General features: G+C 39.2%; 16 protein-coding genes. 8 read left to right on the plus strand and 8 right to left on the minus strand.

Translation table 11 applies throughout. The features are described from left to right. Positions 1 to 66 precede the first annotated feature (66 nt). Both FCN25_RS14090 and FCN25_RS14095 read right to left on the minus strand, forming a co-directional pair. Positions 67 to 2,547, minus strand: a complete 2,481-nt coding sequence (locus tag FCN25_RS14090) for an EAL domain-containing protein (RefSeq protein WP_137225810.1) — start codon at positions 2,545 to 2,547, stop codon at positions 67 to 69. A gap of 468 nt (positions 2,548 to 3,015) precedes the next feature. Continuing rightward, a complete protein-coding gene (locus tag FCN25_RS14095) occupies positions 3,016 to 4,542 on the minus strand; it encodes a CotH kinase family protein (RefSeq protein ID WP_137225812.1) in 1,527 nt (508 codons plus the stop codon). Between the two features lie 290 nt (positions 4,543 to 4,832). Between FCN25_RS14095 and FCN25_RS14100 the strand changes: the two genes are divergently transcribed. Further along, complete coding sequence (locus FCN25_RS14100) at positions 4,833 to 6,239, plus strand: hypothetical protein (RefSeq protein ID WP_137225814.1); 1,407 nt, start codon at positions 4,833 to 4,835, stop codon at positions 6,237 to 6,239. Positions 6,240 to 6,363: 124 nt separating this feature from the next. Further along, on the plus strand, positions 6,364 to 6,612 hold the full coding sequence (locus FCN25_RS14105) for a hypothetical protein (protein WP_137225816.1): 249 nt from the start codon (positions 6,364 to 6,366) through the stop codon (positions 6,610 to 6,612). A gap of 103 nt (positions 6,613 to 6,715) precedes the next feature. Here FCN25_RS14105 and FCN25_RS14110 read toward each other — a convergent pair whose 3' ends face one another. Further along, entirely contained in the window at positions 6,716 to 7,918 is a 1,203-nt protein-coding gene (locus FCN25_RS14110) for an ammonium transporter (RefSeq protein WP_137225818.1), read from the minus strand. Positions 7,919 to 8,311: 393 nt separating this feature from the next. Here FCN25_RS14110 and FCN25_RS14115 point away from each other — a divergent pair, with 393 nt between their 5' ends. From FCN25_RS14115 to FCN25_RS14125, 3 genes are all read left to right on the plus strand, one after another. Next, positions 8,312 to 9,481, plus strand: a complete 1,170-nt coding sequence (locus tag FCN25_RS14115) for a lipid-transfer protein (protein ID WP_137225820.1) — start codon at positions 8,312 to 8,314, stop codon at positions 9,479 to 9,481. Positions 9,482 to 9,816: 335 nt separating this feature from the next. After that, positions 9,817 to 10,359, plus strand: a complete 543-nt coding sequence (locus tag FCN25_RS14120; RefSeq protein ID WP_137225822.1) for a carboxymuconolactone decarboxylase family protein — start codon at positions 9,817 to 9,819, stop codon at positions 10,357 to 10,359. A 793-nt stretch (positions 10,360 to 11,152) separates the two neighbouring features. Further along, on the plus strand, positions 11,153 to 12,388 hold the full coding sequence (locus FCN25_RS14125) for a dicarboxylate/amino acid:cation symporter (RefSeq protein ID WP_137225824.1): 1,236 nt from the start codon (positions 11,153 to 11,155) through the stop codon (positions 12,386 to 12,388). A gap of 57 nt (positions 12,389 to 12,445) precedes the next feature. On the opposite strand, the gene FCN25_RS21365 is transcribed toward FCN25_RS14125, so the two are convergent. After that, positions 12,446 to 13,684, minus strand: a complete 1,239-nt coding sequence (locus FCN25_RS21365) for a GGDEF domain-containing protein (RefSeq protein WP_368074074.1) — start codon at positions 13,682 to 13,684, stop codon at positions 12,446 to 12,448. 396 nt (positions 13,685 to 14,080) lie between these two features. Between FCN25_RS21365 and FCN25_RS14135 the strand changes: the two genes are divergently transcribed. Continuing rightward, positions 14,081 to 14,647 (plus strand): NUDIX hydrolase, encoded by a 567-nt coding sequence (locus FCN25_RS14135; protein WP_240778364.1) that lies wholly within the window; start codon positions 14,081 to 14,083, stop codon positions 14,645 to 14,647. A gap of 187 nt (positions 14,648 to 14,834) precedes the next feature. On the opposite strand, the gene FCN25_RS14140 is transcribed toward FCN25_RS14135, so the two are convergent. Genes FCN25_RS14140 through FCN25_RS20955 form a run of 4 tightly spaced genes read right to left on the minus strand, consistent with a single transcriptional unit; the run spans position 14,835 to position 18,882 of the window. Further along, positions 14,835 to 16,082: a glutamate-5-semialdehyde dehydrogenase gene (locus FCN25_RS14140; RefSeq protein ID WP_137225828.1), complete on the minus strand. Its 1,248-nt coding sequence runs from the start codon at positions 16,080 to 16,082 to the stop codon at positions 14,835 to 14,837. A 2-nt stretch (positions 16,083 to 16,084) separates the two neighbouring features. Continuing rightward, the gene (gene proB / locus FCN25_RS14145) at positions 16,085 to 17,185 is read right to left on the minus strand and encodes a glutamate 5-kinase (RefSeq protein ID WP_137225830.1); all 1,101 of its coding nucleotides are present in this window, start codon (positions 17,183 to 17,185) and stop codon (positions 16,085 to 16,087) included. Between the two features lie 20 nt (positions 17,186 to 17,205). Beyond that, the gene (putP, locus tag FCN25_RS14150) at positions 17,206 to 18,702 is read right to left on the minus strand and encodes a sodium/proline symporter PutP (RefSeq protein WP_137225832.1); all 1,497 of its coding nucleotides are present in this window, start codon (positions 18,700 to 18,702) and stop codon (positions 17,206 to 17,208) included. Positions 18,703 to 18,705: 3 nt separating this feature from the next. After that, entirely contained in the window at positions 18,706 to 18,882 is a 177-nt protein-coding gene (locus tag FCN25_RS20955) for a hypothetical protein (protein ID WP_167496042.1), read from the minus strand. A gap of 760 nt (positions 18,883 to 19,642) precedes the next feature. Between FCN25_RS20955 and FCN25_RS14155 the strand changes: the two genes are divergently transcribed. Then, entirely contained in the window at positions 19,643 to 20,299 is a 657-nt protein-coding gene (locus FCN25_RS14155; protein ID WP_137225834.1) for a TetR/AcrR family transcriptional regulator, read from the plus strand. 47 nt (positions 20,300 to 20,346) lie between these two features. Continuing rightward, a complete protein-coding gene (locus tag FCN25_RS14160; RefSeq protein ID WP_137225836.1) occupies positions 20,347 to 21,330 on the plus strand; it encodes an MDR family oxidoreductase in 984 nt (327 codons plus the stop codon). Positions 21,331 to 21,443 lie beyond the last annotated feature (113 nt).

Raw genomic sequence — 21,443 nt, forward strand, 5'->3', positions numbered from 1 at the left:
TCTTTTTGTTAGAGGAAGTTAGCCAGATTTCATGACCATGATTGACGACGAGTTCAGATCAAATGCTTACTGCTTTAAATAAGTATTGTGCAGTGTAGATAACGTCAAAGGTTTATCAAAATAGTAGCCTTGGATTAAATTGCAGCCAAGAGAATGCAGCATGGTAAGTTGTTCCTTCTTTTCAACACCTTCAGCGACGGTTATCATTCCGTATGCATCACTGATGGCTAAAATTGATTTGATGAGGGCCTTACTTTGCTTACTGATAGTAATGTTATTTACAAAACAGCGGTCTATTTTAACTTCATCAAAAGGTAGCATATTTAAATAACTTAATGATGAATATCCGGTGCCGAAGTCATCTAGTGAGATGCAGAACGAGCGTTTTTTTAATTCAGTTAATATGTCATATGTTTTTTCAAGCTCATTAAGCATGACATTTTCGGTGATTTCTAAGGTTATTCGGTGTCGATCAATACCTATTTCATCGGTTGCCTGTGTAATTAAATCAATAAAGTCTGGTGACATTAGCTGTTTTGGGGAAATATTAATCGAAACATTAATGGCATTTTTACCTGCTGGGGACACACTTAATATATCTGTACAGGCTTGGCGAAATACAAATAGGCCAATTTCTTTAATGATCCCAATTTCTTCAGCTATGCAGATAAAGTCATCGGGTGAAATAGATCCGAGTTTTGGATGTTCCCATCTTGCGAGTGCTTCAACTGCAATTAGCTGTTGTGTTTTTGTGTCTATTTGTGGCTGATAAAGAAGGAATATCTCTTCATTGTCGAGTGCTCTTCTGAGTTCTTCTTCTAGTAAATATTTATATTGAATTTGTTCATTCAACTGATAGTTGTAGAAGGCAGCGCTACCTTTAAGTTCAGCTTTAGATTTGTAGAGTACGATGTCAGCTTTGCGGATAAGGCCTTCAGGTTGGCTATCATCAGAAGGATACATACTAACCCCAATGCTACATTGGGTCATTATCTCTCGGCCATTGACAATAAATTTCTCATCAAATAATTGCTGTATTTGGGCCACTTTAAGATAGGCTTCATTGAGATTATTGAGTTCCGGAAAGCAAAAGACAAATTCATCACCACCAAATCGCGATATGGTGTCTTTTGACTCAAAAGCATGTTTAAATTTTTCGCTAATAGCTTTTAATAACTCATCACCGGCGGAATGACCATGACAGTCATTGACCTTTTTAAAGTCATCAATATCGATAAATACAATAGCGACTTGTTGATGGCGAATATTTGCTGATTCTATGGCTTCATAAATTTTTTCGAGTAACAATATTCGATTAGATAACCCTGTTAACGCATCATGCAAGGCCATGTGGTGGAGTTTGCTTTTTGAGGCTTCCAATGCATGGATATTATGTTCAATTCGTTGCTGAAAACGATGGAAACGTCTAGCAATTAAGTTGCTCACTATGAGCGAACTCCCCACCATAAACAATGTTGAAAAAGCACTTAATATTATGATATTGGTGAGTTTTTTTTGATTCAGCGAGTTTGTTTCTTGTTGTTTTATTGTTATATAGTTATTTACATTGCTTGAATTAAAATATGAACCCACGCTCCAATTCCAATCTTTAATTCTCCTTATGTAGGCGATCTCAGTTCTGTCATTGTCGTTTTTGTTGAGGGGAGTATCACTTAAGGTAATAAAATTGCCTTCTAGCAGGGCTTTAGTGGCAATTTTTTCAGTTATAGTTGAGTTTGAATTGCTCAGAAATGCTAAATGATTATCCTTGCTTTCATTAGCAAGTAAGTTGCCTTGATCGTCGATAATAAATAAGTTTTCATTTTCAGAGTGTTCAAAGTCAATAACAGATTTCAACAATGATATTTTTAAATCGTTTTCAATATCAGAAATATACTCACCAGTTCCTATGAACCAGTCATAGGGAGCGAAATACTTTCCAAAGCCAATTTTTTCATATTCTTTTTTTAAAGCTTCCCCGGGTTTTTGGTACCACCAGTGATAAAAAGCTTCTCCATTTTGTTGCTTAATTAAGTTTATATGCTCTCTTAAAATGTATGATCCCCGTAGGTCTTGAGCATCCCAAGCAGAGCTTCCTTCAAGATCGGGTTTAAGTCCATGTAAGACATTAATTCCATCCATTTGAAAGATAAAAAAATAACCTCTCCCTTCATAAAATCGGATTGGACGTAACGCATCCGTGATTAATTTTGTCACTGTGGTTTTGGGTTTGTTTTGGTTATTGTTGTAGATGTTTGTTGCTATTGCATATGCTTCGTTTACACGTTGCTGAGACAGTATTTTCAGCTCATCTATGAGCATTTTCTTTTTATAAAGAATATAATTAGATGCTTTATTGGTTGATTGTTTTACGGCATTTTTATTTGTTTCAATAATGTCTTCACGAAGGGACTTGATACTTTCATAGGCTTTATCTTGATTGTCTTTAATAATGATAATATTGACAGTAATCGCGAAAAAGCCAACGACAATACTTGGTGTGTACTTTATTAGGTTAACTAACTTTTTATCGTTTAAAATCATCATGAAAGCTTAGTAAATTCCTTTTTACTGCTTGAATTGTGTATAAAAACAATCCGATAGTTATTTAGACGTTTATTTCTTTATGCATCTAATAATTAATCATAGTTGATTATGCATTAATTTGTATGTTTTACGAACATTTATAGTCACGGTCACTCTAATTGGTTGGACGATGTTGATTTGATTTAAATAATTGTATTTTATTATTAATTTTTTGTACGCAGTTATCATTCAGGCAATATTTTGGGTTTTATGCATGAAAGTCTATTATTTTAAGTGTGATTTCTATCATCTGTGATCATTGGTAAGTAGATGGGGCATTGTTCATTTTGGGCATGATATTAAGGAATAAGTCGTAGGTGACTGCGTACTATAGAGATCAAAAAAGGCCATTTATGTTGTAATAAATGACCTTTTTTTGTTACATAGAGCTTAGATTGTAGGTGTTTTCTATTTAAACTATTTTTGGAGCTATTGTTTGTCTAAGTAACTGTCTACCGCTGTGGCTCTGTCTTCGGCGTGCTCTAAAAGCTCATCGATAGCATCATAAAAATCATCACTGTTTTCTAAGAAACTGTAGCCTGATACTTCTGTGGTGGCGTATGGAGCAATAAGAGCTGAATATGTATTGTAGATGGCTTGCATTTTATTAGTTTCGAATGCATCACCGATGACTTCGAGTAAATATTGGTTGTAGCGGTCTCGGTATTCATCATCTGCGTAAATTTTTGCAATGAGAGGCCAGCTATTAGAGTTTAAATCAGAAAAATTTAAGGCTAAAGCGCCACCTTGTTTACCGTCTTCCAAGGCTTCGTTGTTGTCCCATGGGATCCATGTCAGTTGTGATGTTTCAGGATTATTATATAAATAGTAGTTGTGTGGCATTATGCCGTAAGTATCCCAGTTTTGAATAATGCCATTGACGGCTAAATATTTTAAAAATACATCAACATCAAATACGGCTTCAAGATTTGCACGCCATGTTTCTGGGTCACTACTGGCAGTATCGTCATCATGTAAAGCTGTGAATAGAGCAAGGATATCAGACCAATCTTCGTCGTCTTCGTTAGTTTTCTTTTCAAAATCGTCTTGGCTAAATGAACCGTCTACAAAAGTCGCGCCATCATCTTCAGGTTTATATAAGTTACCGTCATCACTAGAGAATTGAGTATCAATTAAGGTGTCGTCAACTTCTTCAACTAGGGTATATAAACCAAAATATTCTGGGCCATCACCATGGTCGACATATAAGGTGTAAAAGCCGGTATGAGAGACAGCTAAACCTGCATCTTTAAATACATCAGCGGCGACTTTTTCTCGTAGCATTGACTCGTCATTAAAGTTGTTTTTCAAACTGAATTTTTTAAAGCCATAAAATCGTTGATTTTTAATTTGCGGGTAATCATCTTCATATTCGTCAAAGTCGAGTTTAAAAGCGAGTTTTAAAATACCTTGTTGCCAACTGGTTTGCAGTGATGAGTTACCTTTAAAGCGAATTCCCACTCGATACCATTCAATGTCGTTATAAAATACTTCAGCAGGTACAAAAATAGGGTCTTCATCAGTATCAGTTAAGCTATTTGATGAGGTTCGACCAAACTCGCCATAGGTTGCTGTCATGTCATCTAACATGCTTTGCCAGCGCTCTTCAGTCACTACGATATCGAATCGTTTAACTTCAGTATCATTAAATACTTCGGTAAAGTTAGGGTCGACATTTTTACTGTGAGTTTCGTCTGTCCAATCGGTAGCTTCAAAATCCGCATCAGTGATTTCGTCTTCTGTATCGGTATCAGTGTCGGTACTCGTATCAGAATCTGTACTTGTGTCGGTATCAGTATCTGTACTGGTGGCTGTTTCAGTGACATCTGAAGTACTATCACTGTCACTACCACAGCCTGTGAGCATAAATACACAACTAAATGTGATGATAAGTAATAGCATTATTGGCTGGCGAAACAGCCGATGGGTGTTATGTAAATTATTGATGGGGAACATTGGGCTCTCCTAGCATTAGGGGTAATTGTAATTTTAAATGTAAGACCGTTGCGAGGATGTTATCGATTAAAAGTGCAGAAGATGTGCAGTATTAGTGGAAGAAACTAGCAAATAGATAAAAGTGCGATTTTGAGCAATATAGCGTATTTGAATGCAGAAAAGCAGTCGACACAGAAAGACGATCTGATACTAGGTTTACAGCAAAGCGATTTAAGTTTAAGTTAGTAAGTCATTAAAGTGTTAATGCTTTGTAAAAAGCTATCTTAATAATTAATATTCAAGGACGAGGAATGAAGCTTTCACTTTTATTGATTTGTGGTGCTGTATGCTACCCAGTAATGGCTGCTAATAAGCTACCACCCATTTTAGATTTTTACCCAGAGTGTACGCCACAAGTTATCAATACTGCGAGTGATAGAGTGGTTTATGACATCGACTTGGCATTACTTAAACAGACTAATTCAAGTGTTATGGCGCATAGTGAGGCTTATTTACAACAAGCATTGGTTGGTATTCAACATAAAGCTGAATTGGCTGGCGCCGATGCCGTGATTATCGATCGGCTAAATGTGGGGTCGGTTGATCGAAGTGTTGATCTCAAAGATGATAATGGCAGAGTTAATTCCAACGTAAAACAAATTATAGTGTTATCTACTGTTCAACATATTAAGTTGTGTGAGGATCAGCAACTAACCAAAAATCCAACGCCTTATAACAGCAAAGGGAAGTCGCTGTCATTTACAGAAACCTTAGTCACTCTTGCCATGCCAGAGAAAGAGGATTTACTAATACAGGCACAAAAGCATAACGCACCTAAAGCCGATATCACTACTAATAGTGCTTATGGCGTGCATATTGGTGATACGTTAGACGAATTACAACAAGCGTTGGGGCCGCACAGTATTCAGCTACAGTTTCGTGATGGGACTATGGTCTATGGCTATGGACGCAGTTTATGGTTTTTTGTTGAAAATGCTAAAATCGCTATGATTTCACAAGAGCAAGGTATGCTAAATGGTCATGGCAAAAACCAAATTACCTTGAGTGAAAATTATGATCATGATGATTGGGTAATCGTGGGGAAAGTTCATCAAGGCGATGAGCTGCAGACGGTTGCAAAACATTTATCACTTAGAAAGAATAACGGTTATTACACGGTTAAGGGTGAAAGCAGTCAACTTATTCTGCAATTTGAAGATTATAAGGAAAGCATCACCAAAGAAGCGGTGTCTAAGCTTAACAATTTTTCCATTATGCCCATAGCGACTTCGAAGAAAAACCATCAGGTGAACTTTGCAAATTTCGATAATATTGATATTGCCAAGATAATCGCGTTGGATGATAAGCAAGCTCATACTTTGCAGCCGCAGCAGCTCATTAATCAAATTCAACTTAGTGAAAATGGCCCTATGGTATTTGTGAATAACAATGTATTACTTGGGATTAATGATCAAGGCACGGTAAATCGCATTAAAGTCACCGAATCAATGCTGGCATCGCAAGACATCAATGAATTTAATAAGGTACTGGCGAATTATCAGATCCCTGCAACCAAGTCAGCTTTATTAGTTCGTTACCCAAATGCTGAAGATAACTTCGATAATGTAATGATCTCTGAAGGTAATTTACTCATGTCGGTAAATTTTGACTCTTATGATGACGACGCCCAGTTAATTGATTTAACCCTAAGTTTTTAATATCACCTATATCCATAGCTTTTATGCTGAATATATGAATTCTAAAGCGGAGAAGAGGTACCTAATTGATTCTCAATGCGCTAAAGTATTTGCCAAAATGACGTGAAGCCTATTGGGGGTATAAATGAATGTTGAAAATGATGTAATCGACAATCTAGCTGAATTAGAGCGTTTTTTGTTGATAGTCGAAAAGGGGGGGTTAGGCTTAGAGAGCGTAGCTGGGGTTGGCTTGGCAACCAATAATGCTGATGGTAGTCATTTTGTTGCGGTGTTTGGTGATAATCATAAGTTGTTATTGGCGCGTGGAGTTACAGATGAAATCTTTGAAAGCGGCAAGGATATGGTGAAGAATGGGGTAAAACCCAAGCATTAACCTCCAAAATCATCGGTAAACTAAACAAGGGCAGAAATACATTTCCTGCCCTTAGTTTACTGGAGATTTTTGAGAATTTATTTATCGATATTAATTCATTCAGCTACTTGTCTGAATTGGTTGAACCAATTTTGTGAATTGCTAAATCCGCGCCAATAAACTCATCTTCTTGGCTTAAACGTAAACTTGATATTTTATTAACTAAACCATAAACGATCATACCGCCAATTAATGCAACCGCTACCCCGGCAATACTACCAATGAGTTGCGACAAAAAGCAGATTCCGCCAAGACCGCCTAAGGCTTGTTGACCAAAAATCCCCGCAGCAATACCGCCCCATACACCGCATAAGCCGTGTAATGGCCATACACCGAGTACATCATCTATCTTATTGCTACGCTGTAACTTGGTGTAAACCCATACAAATAATCCACCGGCCACTCCACCAACAATAAATGCACCAACAGGATGCATTAAGTCAGAACCCGCACACACGGCCACTAAACCAGCAAGAGGGCCGTTATGAATAAAACCAGGGTCATTTTTACCGGCAACAAGCGCCACAATAGTACCGCCGACCATAGCCATTAAACTGTTCACCGCAACTAAGCCGCTAATGCCGTCGAGGGTTTGAGCTGACATGACATTAAAACCAAACCAACCGACAATAAGCACCCAAGAGCCTAGTGCAAGAAACGGGATGTTCGATGGAGCAAACGCAATACCAGGTTTACGACCGCGTCGTGGGCCTAATAAATAGATGGCGACTAAAGCTAACCAACCACCCATGGCATGTACTACAACAGAACCGGCAAAATCATGAAATTGGGAGCCAAATTGGCTTTCTAGCCACGCCTGAAAACCAAAGTTACCATTCCACATAATCCCCTCAAACAAAGGGTATATGAAGGCAACAATTAATGCCGATGCCAGTAAAAAAGGTCTAAAGCTGCCGCGTTCTGCAATACCACCAGATACTATTGCTGGAATGGCTGCTGCAAAGGTCAGTAAAAAGAAAAATTTAACCAGTTGATAGCCATTATCGGTGGCCAAGCTTTCTGCGCTGACAAAGAAGTGGTTGCCATAAGCTATTTGGTAGCCAATGACAAAGTAGGCCATGGCAGAAAAAGCAAAGTCAGTCAGAATTTTCACTAAGGCGTTGACTTGGTTTTTATGTCTTACCGTGCCCATTTCTAAAAATGCAAAGCCAGCGTGCATGGCTAAAACCATAATTGCACCAAGTAAGATAAACAGGGTGTCTGCACTTTGTGCAATAACGCCAATAGCATCACTAATATTATTCATTTCAGTACCCACAAAGCGATTCTCTTCTACAATTCATACTGTTATAAAGCAAAAGTCATTCCTAAATCGTTACTTTGCTATCACTTTTTGAACCTGTTTGGTGCAAACTCATGAAAATGTTGCTGAAATGATCTCGTAAATGTTCGATGTTAGTGCAATTGAAAATTAAACCAACACAGGGAATGATGGTGACAATTGAGGTTTTAGGTATTTGCGTCCTATATTGGTGCGCTTGCGCTTTTCTTTGGTGCGTTGTACACGGTGTGAATTAACTTTATGTTAACAGTTGCTATTAAGATAATATTGTTCAAGTAAAGTAGGGCGCATAATCTGTGAATATCCCACGTTCTATTAACAAAAACTAGAAATGACAAACTTAATAACGGGAATAATATGACATTGGTAAGAGTAGCGGGGGTTGGGATGATCCCTTTTTGCAAACCGGGTAATCATGAACCCTACCGCGCGATGGCGGCTAAAGCGATTAAGTTGGCATTAACTGATGCAGGGCTTGAAGCAAAATTGATTCAGCAAGCTTATGGTGCATATATCTATGGTGACAGCACCTGTGCACAGCATGCATTTTACGATGTGATCCAAAGCGGTATTCCAATTATCAATGTTAATAATAATTGTTCTAGCGGCTCGACAGCGTTATTTCTAGCGCGCCAAGCAATATTGTCAGGACAAGTTGATTGCGCGTTAGCATTTGGATTCGAAGAAATGCAGCCTGGTGCATTGGGATCACATTGGACTGATAGAGAAAACCCTTTTGAGCGGATTGAGCCAGTGTTAAAACAGTTTAATGCCCCGCAAGGCCCGATTGCATTACGTGCTTTTGGTGCTGCAGGTCGACATTATATGGATAAGTATCATGTAGGCGCCGATATCTTTGCCAAGGTGGCAGAAAAATCGCGTCGTCATGCATTACAAAATCCATATTCGATGTTTTCAAAACCATTAACTTACCAACAAGTGCTTGATGATAAAGTTATTTATGATCATTATTTAACTCGACTTATGGCATGCCCACCTACTTGTGGCGCAGCAGCAACGATTGTGTGCAGTGAACCGTTTGCCAGGAAACATGGTATTACCTCTAAAGTACATATTATTGCGCAGGCAATGGCAACAGATACCGAGCAATCGTGGCAAGACCCAATCTATGCCGTTGGTAAAGACATGACGCAACAGGCTGCCGAACAAGTTTACTGCGAGGCAGGGATTGGTCCAAATGATATCGATGTGATTGAGTTACATGATTGTTTTACCCCAAATGAAGTGATTACTTACGAGGCGTTGGGCCTTTGCCCTGAGGGCGGTGCCGCTGAATTGATTGCCAATGGTGACAACACTTATGGTGGTCAATTTGTCATTGGACCTTCGGGTGGGCTGATGTCTAAAGGCCACCCCATTGGTGCAACAGGGCTGGCACAATGTACTGAATTAACCTGGCATTTACGCGGCCAGGCCGGGAGTAGACAAGTGGATAACGCCAAATTAGCGTTGCAACACAATGTCGGATTAGGCGGTGCTGTGGTAGTGACATTATATGGCGTGTAGCTATTCTGTAGTGCGAGCTCTGATGGTGTTAATAGCATTGAACTGAATGATGATAAGTATGACCAATAAGTTTTATTATTACCTAGAGTGCAGTTAAAAATGGGTTTTAAAATGTGACAAAAATATAAGTTTCGGCTGACAGCATTATTTAGTGTTCATTTGAAAAATATTTCATCAACCTGATTTTTAAGCATATTTTATGTTTTACGCTTTAATAATTAAATTGTTTTGAACAATCATTCAAATTAAGTTGAACGAATGCTCAAATTAATTTATAGTTACCTCAATTAGACACGAAACGTATGCAAATTTATTAATCTAAACGAGAGTATATTATGACTTCATTTACTATTCACACTGTTGAAAGTGCATCAGAAGAAAGCAAAGCAATTCTTGAAGGCGCTAAAAAACAAATGGGTATGGTACCTAATTTGTTTGCCGTATTAGCTGAGTCTCCAAGTACACTCAAAGCTTACCAACAGTTACATCAATTATTTACAGAGACATCATTTGATGCTGAAGAGTTAACAGTAGTATGGCAAACTATTAATGTTGAACATGAATGTACCTACTGTGTGCCAGCGCATACAGGTATTGCACATTCAATGAAAGTAGACCCTGCTATAACTGAAGCTCTGCGTAACAAGACTGCTATGCCTACGGCTAAGTTACAAGCATTGCACGAAGCAACATTAAGCATTGTACGCAACCGTGGTAATATTTCAGAAACTGAATTAGAGACATTTTATGCTGCAGGGTACGGCCAGCAGCAAGTGCTAGAAATCATTTTAGGCTTATCGCAAAAAGTGATCAGTAACTACACTAACCATGTTGCCAAAACACCCGTTGATGATGTATTTAAAAAGTTTGCTTGGTAATATGACAGCTTGCTAATTATTGCAAGCGGCAGTAATTACTCCCCAATACCAATGTTTGTGTTAACGCAACATTGGTATTTTTTTACCGGAGATTAAAGGTGTTGTACATATCACTGCTACCTATAAACTCGTGTCTTAGGGCCTGTTGTTCTTTCAAGGTTGTTTTTGCAGTGAATTTTTGGTCATTTGTACAAGGAAGAGACTTTGTGGTGTAGTTATTCTACATAAAAAGTCGATAACACAGTAAAAATGACCAACAAACGCTGCCCGAAGGGTTCGGCTAAAAACGTTTTACTCTTTGTTGAGAGCATCTTTTTGACGTGATAGCAGCTTAGATTGTTAGGCAGCAATTCACTCGCCCCGATTAAAACGTTTTTATCTCGAACAAAATTTAACCAGCAAAGGTTAACAGGCCCTAGTCACTCAATAAGAAGTCTTGTCGATCACGTGAATTTATCCTCCAAGTTAGCTGAACTATGGATATTCAGTTAACTTGAATATATCGTGACGATGACCAAGATGTGATGCAAAGTATTACTCAGTTTGATTTTGCCTATTCCATGAGATAAGTGTCTGGCACAGAAATAAAGTCTATGGTTGTTAGATAGTCTGAAAATCTCATCATTGGAATTTACGTAAATGATTAAGCTAAGTGAATTTTTGTGATTAGTATCACATTGGTCATGTGTGATATTTTGTAGCTGTACAACTTGTTGTTCCATGTGCACTTTTTATTACTGAATCCTGTACATGGCATTGCTCATTTTTTGTCTAACTGTCTTTAGGAAATTATATGTTGAGCAGTCTACGTGCTTATCGTTCGTCCATTATTTTACTTAGCGCCCTCTTAGTTGGCGGTTTGTTTGGTGGGCTATTTCCTGAATGGGCCATCAAACTTAAACCAATAGGACAGATATTTCTTAATTTACTGTTTATGATTATCGTGCCATTGGTGGCAGTAAGTGTGATGTCATCGATTGCCCACATGACAGATTTAAAAAAATTGGGTGCGATATTGGTATCGATAATGGGCGTGTCAATTGTGATGGCCATTATCCCTTCGGTAAGTGTGGTATTGCTAGCGTTAGCTTATGATCCAGCACAAGGGGTGACATTAGACTTAGCCAATAGTGTTGAAGCTACTTCAGGCAGTATGGATTTTGTCAGCTTATTAACTACCAATGATTTTGTTGGTTTATTATCTAAATCCAATATTTTAGCCTTAATTATTATGTCAGTAATTAGTGGGGTGGCGATTGGTCAGTCTGGTGAAGATGGCCAGAGAGTCAGTCGGATGCTAGACAGTTTAAATACTGTCATCATGAAAGTGATATCAATCCTAATGCATGTGGCTCCCATCGGCCTTGGGGCTTATTTTGCAGCCACAATGGCCAGCCAAGACTCGGAACTGATGGGCACGTTTGCTCGTGCTGTGGGGCTGTTTTTTGTCGCCATGGCGTTGTATCTCACTTTAGGCTCAACCTTATATGCATGGATTGGTGGTGGTGTAAAAGGCGTTAAGTTGTTTTGGCAACATATGCTCGAACCTGCAGTGACTGCATTAGGGACCAGTTCGTCATTAGCGTCCTTACCCGTGACGATTAGTAGCGCCGCGAAAATGGGGCTAAATGAACAAATTGCCGAGATTAGCTTGCCACTGCTGGTTAATCTAAACAAAGGTGGTGCCGCTGCGATAACGGCGTTAAAGATAGTGTTCATTTATTCTTTGCTAGGGTTAGACTTTACGACAGACGTATTTATGCTGACCATTTTGATTTCGGTGTTATCGGCATTTGTTATTGGTGGTGTGCCAGGTGGGGCATTTTTAGGTGAAATTTTTATTGTCACCACCCTAGGGCTGCCAATGGAAGTGATCCCCATTTTAGTGGTGATTGGTGCGATAACGGATGCTGCTTCAACCGTGATAAATGTTGTGCATGATTTAACCGCGACGCAAATTATTGAGCGCATTAATGGTAAACATTATGCTGCAAAAATACCTGATAGCGAACTTGTTAGGTTAGATTAGATATAAACCTAACTGACTGATACCACTGCATGGCGTTGAGTTCTGGTGTGGTATATTTTAGGCTACAGCAACACAATTTCGTCCTTGTGATTTTGCCTGATATAAGGCTTTGTCGGCTCGTTCTAACAGACTGTGGGCATTGTCTTTCGGGCAATATTGAGTGACACCTAAACTGATTGTAAGCGCCATATTTTGAATGTTTTGCTTGGCAATATAAAACCGTAATCTTTCCGTTAATTCGGTGGCATCTGCCAACGATGTGTTAGGTAAAATAATCACAAACTCTTCTCCTCCCCACCGCGTTAATAAGTCATCATTACGCATTTTACTTTGAAGTAATTGTGCCAGTTCACACAATACTTTATCGCCGACCAAATGACCGTGATTGTCATTAATTCGCTTAAAATGATCGATGTCGATAATAACAATCGAAATAGGATGCAGGCTAGGAGACGACAGATCAGGCTTTGTTGATATCTTTTTATCTATTATGTTGCCATTAAAAAGTTGACCAATTGCCATTGAAGAAGAGGCATCTTCTGTGTCAATCAAAGGGTTGATTGTATCGGTATTTGCCGCTGATGTGGTTAATAACGTGTTGAGTACTTCATCAAGTTTTTCACGGTTATATAATCCAGTAAGTTTGTCTATTTCAGCCATTTTTTGAATTTCTAAATTACGTATTGCCAGTTTTTGATAGGCAGAGAAACGTGTTTTCTCATAAAATCTAAATAACAAAATTTGCGCAATACACACTTCAATCACGTTAAGTAATGCACCAATTCCAAACGTAACCTGTTGGGGGTCTTTCGTTTGCAGGTAAACCATAAAAACACATATGCTAAAGCACAGGGATGAAATATATGTGCCCCATGTTCGACCGATAAGAAAAAAACAAAACGGCGGAATTAGGGTTGCCCATAGGAGTGAATGGACATAACCCTTGGTTGAAATCACAAACAACATGATTAAACTCGTTAGCATGAGAGTGGTAGCCCAAGCGGTTATCTTTACATGTCCAGTTTGGCAAAATCGGTAGTAAATTCCCAGAGAAAGTACCAAGCCAAAAGCATCTAACAATGCGTACATGGATCCTGAAAAATACACTAAATTGATTACAGTGAGAATGGCGAAGTATATAGTTGTAATTAGCAGTGAGTGACCAATAAACCGGATGCGCCAGTAATCCGGATGATCAGGCGGATATTGAGAGAATTCTTTGTACCAAAATTTCAGCATAAAATCTAATCCGTAGTTTATCCGCTCACATAATGAGGGGGAGATCGTCAATAGCATTTTATCATGTTAGTTATAGGTAATAAGCTAAATCGTAATTTAAAAACCAATCTATAGCCGCCTATGTCACGGAGATTAGACTCATAATATGTGTCTGTTTATTGTCGATTACTGGTTTTTACTTATTAGTGTTAATGCATCGGAGCTAATACACTATAACAAATGCCTTGGGTTACCTTGCTTTAGGATTATTTTTGTTAACGCTTACATTTCCAGTTTTCTTCAAGCATGATAAAGATGTTATACGGTATGTTGTCATGAATGTTGCCAAAACTTGGCATACATTGTTGGTTTTTCCTACCAATATCACAAAGCATTATTTTGTACCGGTATGTACACCCAGTACTCTGTTGATTTTATGCGATAAACTTGATGCATGTATTTGGGCAACGTATCATGCGCATTTTTATTACGATGAGCTCCTCTGCAATGCGCCATTTAATCACTCATTATCATATCGACACTCCAAAAGATGTTGTTGTAGCGAATCAACAAACAATGCTAATTCGGCTAGCTACTCGGGGCATAGTCATGCGTGGTAAACAAATATTGATGCTTTATACCCAACGTTATCATGACTATTCATTGCCAGGTGGCGGCGTCGATGCGGGCGAGTCGATTGAGCATGGTTTAATCCGTGAACTGCAAGAAGAAACCGGGGCGAAGGCTATCAGTAATATCGTGCCGTTTGGGCTATATGAAGAGTATAGACCATGGCTGCGAGATGGTTATACCTTGGTTAATATGCTGTCGTACTGTTTCACCTGTGATATTGCTAGTGAATTAGGTGAAACCCAATTTGAAGCTCACGAGATAAGTAATGGCATGATGCCAATTTGGGTTGATATTGATGAGGCTATTCAGCACAACCTAGATACCATAGCCAACAGCAATAAAAAAGGCTCGTCGATAGAGCGAGAAACCTATCTCTTAAAATTGGTTAAACAAGAATTATTAAGTTAAGCGTAATGTTTGCTGAAGTGGTGTCAGTGTTAAATCAAATAGACATTAATGCATATTCGTTCTATATGGTTAAGGTTACTTAGTCATTTATTAGTATAAAGGTAATTAGTATAAAAATAATTAGGACTGACCACACAAAAAAAGGGCCACTGCTTTCGCTTGGCCCCTTATTCATAATGCTTTTTGATTAAGCGCGCACTTGACCTTCACCGCTGACTAAGTATTTTTCAGTGGTTAGTGACTCAAGACCCATTGGACCATATGCATGCAATTTGCTGGTGGCAATACCAATTTCAGCGCCTAGACCCAATTCACTGCCATCAGAAAAACGTGATGATGCATTAACCATGACGACAGAAGCATCTACCGTGCGTTGAAAGCGCGTAGCTGTTGTGTCGTTTTGGGTACAAATCACTTCAGTATGATGACTACCAAAACGGCGAATATGATTAATAGCGTGATCAAAATCAGTGACTTGTCGAATCGCAATTTCTAAATCTAAATATTCTTGACCAAAATCATCATCGCTAATAACGTTGGCATGCTCAAAGTATTGTTGGACATTTTTACTAACATTAATACGTACTTTATGTGCAGCTAACTCGGCCGCCACTTTTGGTAAAAATGTGGCTGCTACGTCCTGATGTACCAGTAATCCCTCTAGGGCATTACATACTCCAGTTCGCTGGGTTTTACCGTTGAGTAATAAAGACATCGCAATATCGAGATCAGCATCTTTATCAACGTACAAATGACAAACACCTTTAAAATGTTGAATAACAGGAATTTTACTGTTATCAGTAACAAAGTTAATTAAGCCTTCTCCACCGCGTGGAATAATAACGTCAATAAAGTCACGTTGCTGCATAAGTTCTAGCATTAAAGCGCGATCTGGATCTGGTATGACAGTAATCAGCGCTGGTGGTAGCTGATATGCTTGCAGTACATTTTGTAAAATAGAAGCAATAATTTTACTTGAGTTCAATGCTTCTTTACCACCACGCAGTATCACTGCATTACCTGATTTAAAGCACAAAGCACCTGCATCGGCGGTAACATTTGGGCGTGCTTCATAAATCATGCAAACGACCCCTAAAGGTACGCGCATTTTTTGAATATTAAGACCATTTGGTCGTTGGCATATTTCACGGGTCATACCGACTGGATCAGGTAACGATGCAACGGTTTCAATGCCTGCAGCCATTGATTCAATACGCTCTGTTGTCAGTGTCAGTCTGTCTATCATTGCCGCGCCTAAGTCAGCTTTTTCGGCATGATCTAGATCTAATAAATTTGCTTTGATGATATCGTCACTATGAGCGCGAAGCGCGCGGGCCATATCAAGCAAAATGGTATTTTTAACTTTTTCATCTAAAATGGCTAGAGTTTGTGCAGCTGTAGCTGCGGCTTGCGATAAGTCTTTAATTAAACTCATTGTTACTCCAAAATGGCGATGTTTTTGTCAGAGATCAGTGGGCCCGTTTTTTGCTGGGCATTGTTGGCAAATTCACGATCTTCTTGATCTGCAATAAAATGTAATAAACAACTACTGTAGTTTGATTTGGCTTTTGCCAATTTAGTGCCATCGCCTTTGCGCACTAAAACAGTATCGCCGACGGAAAAGTTGCCTCTTACGGCTACTACATCGTCACTGGTCAGTTGGGTATCATGTTCTTCAAGGTCTGCGCTAAAGTCATTTTCGACAATTAACTCACCTTGAATCTGTGATGTATGAGTCATCCAATGCAAAAGGTCTTTCATTGGTACGTCATATGGTTTGAATAACGTGCCCGGATTCTGGCCTTTTAACAGTTGATTAAAAGTATCCGCGTCAAAACCATCAACAATCATGGTTTCAATTCCGTGTGAAACAGCTTTCTCAGCAGCTTCTATCTTGGTTAGCATACCGCCAGTACCTACGCTACTAGTGGCTCCGCCAGCCATCGCATAGATGTCAGCATTTATTTCACTAACTTGTTTAATCAGTGTGGCATCTTCATGTAAATTAGGGTTTTTAGTATAAAGCCCTTTTACATCAGAGCAGATAATTAGCGCATCCGCATCCGCAGCGGCTGCAACCATGGCTGATAAATTATCATTATCACCCACACGTAACTTAGCGGCGGTAACAGCATCATTCTCGTTAATAATGGGCAGCAAGCCATTGTCTAACAGAGTAAAAATGGTATTTTTAATACTAATATAACGATCGCGGTCACGTAAATCACCATGAGTAAGTAATAGCTGGGCCGAAGGGAAATCAAACAACTTATCCCAAGTGGCCATCATATCTGCTTGACCTGCAGCTGCCATGGCTTTTTTAAGTGAAATGTTTGGCTCTGCCGTATCAGGGAATCGATGTTTTCCTGCGGCTACTGAGCCTGAAGATACCAATACAACTTGGCACCCTTGAGCACGACAAGTAGCGATAAACTGTGCAATACCTAATAAATAATGACTGCTACAACCTTGTTGATGGGGCGCAATTAATGCGCTTCCCACTTTAACGACAATGCGCTTCCAATGTGAAGTTGACATAGTGTAAATATCCTCCTTCATTATAGTTCCTCGGCTAAAACACGATTGGCTTTATCAAAAGTCTTAACGGTTTTATGGCAAGGGTCGGCATCCAGTGCACTGGTAATAAAAATCACCACACTGCTGACAATAAAGCCGGGGATCATTTCGTACATTACGGTGGTTAACGCTTTTCCATCTGCTAAAACTGGCGCGTAAATCCAAAACAATACGGTCACTGCACCCGATATAATACCCGCAACAGCGGCTTTATGGGTCAGGTTCTTTTTATATAGGCAACACAGTACCAGTGGACCAAAGGCCGCACCAAATCCAGCCCATGCATTGCTGACTATCGATAAAATGCTATTTGAGCGATCTAGCGCCAGTAAGCTGGCGACAATACCGACACCGGCTACACCATATCGTCCCATTCTGACCATTTCTTTCTCAGTTGACTCTTTTTTCGAAATAACTCGATAAATGTCTTCGGTCAATGAACTTGACGACACTAATAACTGTGAAGAAATCGTGCTCATAATAGCGGCTAAAATGGCAGCTAAGAGGAAACCACTGATCAGTGGATGGAACAATAATTCAGAAAATACAATAAAGATGGTTTCAGGATCGCTTATTGTCATGTCGAATTTATTGGCGTAGGCAATACCCACTAGACCTGTTGCCAGCGCACCAGTAATGGTGACCGTCATCCAGCTCATGCCAATTCTTCGTGCAGCTTTGATATCAGAAACCGAGCGGATAGCCATAAAGCGCACAATAATATGTGGCTGACCAAAATAACCTAATCCCCAAGAAAGACTTGAAATCAATCCAAGTAGAGTGACATTTTTCATCGCATCAGAAAAATGTGGGATCGACTCATAAGCAAAGCCCATCATTTTATCAGCACTGCTAAACTCTTGATATGCCACAACGGGTACCAGAATCAGGGCAACAAACATGATACAGCCTTGAACAAAGTCAGTCATACTGACGGCTAAAAAACCACCGAGTAGAGTATAAGACACAACCACACCTAGGGTGATCACGAGCCCAAGTTCATAATTTAAATCAAATGCAGAGACAAATAATTTCCCTCCAGCGACTAATCCTGCCGAGGTATATAAGGTAAAGAAGATCACAATGATCACAGCCGCGATAATCCGCACATTACTGTTAGGTGCGTGGAAGCGTTTAGCAAAAAACTCAGGGATCGTTAGGGAGTCACCCGCGACTTCAGTATAAACCCGTAATTTAGGTGCCACGATCAGATAATTAACCAATGCCCCCGCTAATAGGCCAATCGCAATGTAGATGGTTTCGAAGCCGACTAAGAACATGGCTCCAGGTAAGCCCATAAGCATCCAGCCGCTCATGTCGGATGCACCGGCTGACAGTGCGGTAACTTGTGGGCTGACTTTACGTCCACCTAAAATATAACCCGATACATCGCTTGTTGATTGTTTATAAGCAAACAATCCAATGCCTAACATTACTAGGAAATATATTGCCAATGAGACATAGGTTAAGTAATGCATTAATTATTTTCCTCCTAACGCTTTGTGATTTTGAATCCCTTTAGGTTTCAACATGACAAAGAGATAGGTGCTTAAAAGGGCGCACAAACAAAATAATTGTGAAGCTTCTTTCAGCTTTAATGTAGCGGTACTCCACACTGTGGTTATGAGATTTTCTTCGCTAGACGTGTCTGTTGACATATTGTCCTCCTGGGTTCGGGCTAATCGGTTTATTGTTAATTCATTTATAATTAGCAATAAAAAACCACCAAACTAGTTAGTGGTCTAACTATATTAACATCATTTTGGGTAAAATTTCCAATCGAATATCAATTGAAGCGCCTTTAAGTGTTTTTTAACAACTATTTAACTTCATATGGCTGTGCTGTCTATTATGTGTTTTATGTTTACTGAACATTGGTTGATTAGGTCAGGAACAATTGTCATTATCATTTATGGGATATGATATGTTTCAATCTGATTACTCTTTAAGTTATTGTATTTTAATGTTTATATGTATATTTTGTATGGTGTGAAAATGATATTTTTAAATGGTTATCTGCTTAGCCAATGATATAGGATTTATTTATTATGCAATTTAAACGTTACAACTATGCTGCTAAATGGAAGGGTAAAGTCATTTATTTTGTGTTGTTGAATAAGCTGTCTTTAGTCAAGTGGTTACAGTTCAAATAATTTGAATTCAAATGTTTTGTGTTCAAGTGGTTATGTTTAAGTGAGTACGATCAAGTGATTTTATTTTCACAATGCATATATGGAATAGTTATTTTCAACACGGGATTTTCATACCTTACTAGTGTCAAATTACTTAGAAAAGACGTCATAGTTACGGTTTCAACGCTATAGTGATTTAGCAGACAGTTTGCTAAATGGATTTCAAGTTATGATTTAATCATAATTGCATTGTATTTAATTAGACGTTCAGTCTAATATGTTAGTTATGAATAAATCAACGACTCACGAAATCACTCTATTAACACCTAAACCTCGTCGTGGACGGCCACCTAAAGTATCACGAGATAATCCTGATACTCGGGCAGAGCTTATCCGTAGTGGCCTCGAACAGCTAACTGAGCAAGGTTTTGCTTCATCAGGTATTGACGCAATTTTAAAAAAGGTGGAAGTGCCGAAAGGTTCTTTTTATCATTATTTCGCGAGTAAAGAAGCGTTTGGCCAAGTTGTATTGCAAAACTATGCTCAATACTTTTTACATAAACTTGAAACCCATTTATTTGATGAAACTTATTTGCCGTTAACGCGAATTAGGCATTTTGTGGAAGACGCTAAAGCGGGAATGATTCGATACCAATTCAAACGCGGTTGTTTAGTGGGAAATTTAGGTCAAGAGGTGGGGATCTTACCAGACAGTTTTAGACCACAGATAATCGAGATCTTTTTAAGCTGGCAAGCTTGCATGGCACGTTGTCTTAATGATGCGCAATTATTGGGTCAAATATCTGCAACTGCTGATTGCGATCTCTTGGCCGAAAACTTTTGGGTCGGTTGGGAAGGGGCGGTAAGCCGCGCTAAGTTAGTACAAAATGAGTTACCACTCGAAAACTATTATAAGTATTTTATAGCAGGACTTCCGAAATAAAATTTTTTAATCATTAATAGACGATTAGTCTAAAATAGGAGCATACGATGTTTAACGGCATATTGATTGAGAAAGATGACCAAGGTTACCATGCCACAGTGCAAAGCATTGATGAAAGTGTGCTACCTGAAGGTGATGTCACAGTAAAAGTACTTTACAGCACGCTTAATTATAAAGACGCTCTAGCGATTACAGGTAAAGCACCTGTTGTGAGAACATTCCCTATGGTGCCAGGAATTGATTTAGTGGGCGTTGTCGAACAAAGCGATAGTGATAAGTTTTCCGCAGGCGATAAGGTCTTATTAAATGGTTTTGGGGTGGGCGAAACTCATTGTGGTGGTTTGGCGACTAAGGCGCGTTTAAAAAGTGAATGGCTTATTCCATTACCACAAGCATTTTCACCACAACAAGCTATGGCGATAGGCACCGCAGGGTATACCGCAATGTTATGTGTGATGGCTCTTGAAAAAAATGGCGTAACGCCAGATAAGGGAGAGGTGTTAGTTACTGGAGCAAACGGCGGTGTTGGCAGTTTTGCGATAGCTATTTTAGCTAAGTTAGGATATCACGTTGTAGCTTCTACTGGCCGAATGGATGAAAGTGACTACCTAAGAAAATTAGGCGCTAAGGACGTTATCGATCGTGCAACATTATCAGAACCAGGTCGACCTTTGGCCAAAGAACGTTGGGCTGGTGCTGTTGATTCTGTCGGCAGCCATACTTTAGCCAATGTGTGTGCCAGTACCCAGTATGGCGGTACTGTTGCCGCTTGTGGTTTAGCGCAAGGAATGGATTTCCCTGCCAGCGTTGCGCCGTTTATTTTACGTTGCGTGACCCTAGCCGGAGTTGACAGTGTAATGCGACCTTTAGCTGACCGTATTGAGGCATGGAAGCGTCTAGGCGAGATCCTTGACGTTAATGTTTTCGACGACATAGTCCATGAAATTAGTTTGACTGAAGCGATTGAAGTGGCAAGCGACTTGTTGGCTGGTAAAGTACGTGGCCGTGTAGTTGTTGATGTAAATCGTTAATCAAATGGTTTTATATAAGATATTCATATAAAGAGCTTTGTCGGTCTGCGTGTTGCAGGCTGATGAATTTGTTAACTTTATTTTCAGCGTCTTCTAGTACATTATGACAGCAA

Origin of the sequence: Shewanella sp. MEBiC00475, from assembly GCF_005234075.1 — a bacterium.
Classification (GTDB): domain Bacteria; phylum Pseudomonadota; class Gammaproteobacteria; order Enterobacterales; family Shewanellaceae; genus Shewanella; species Shewanella polaris.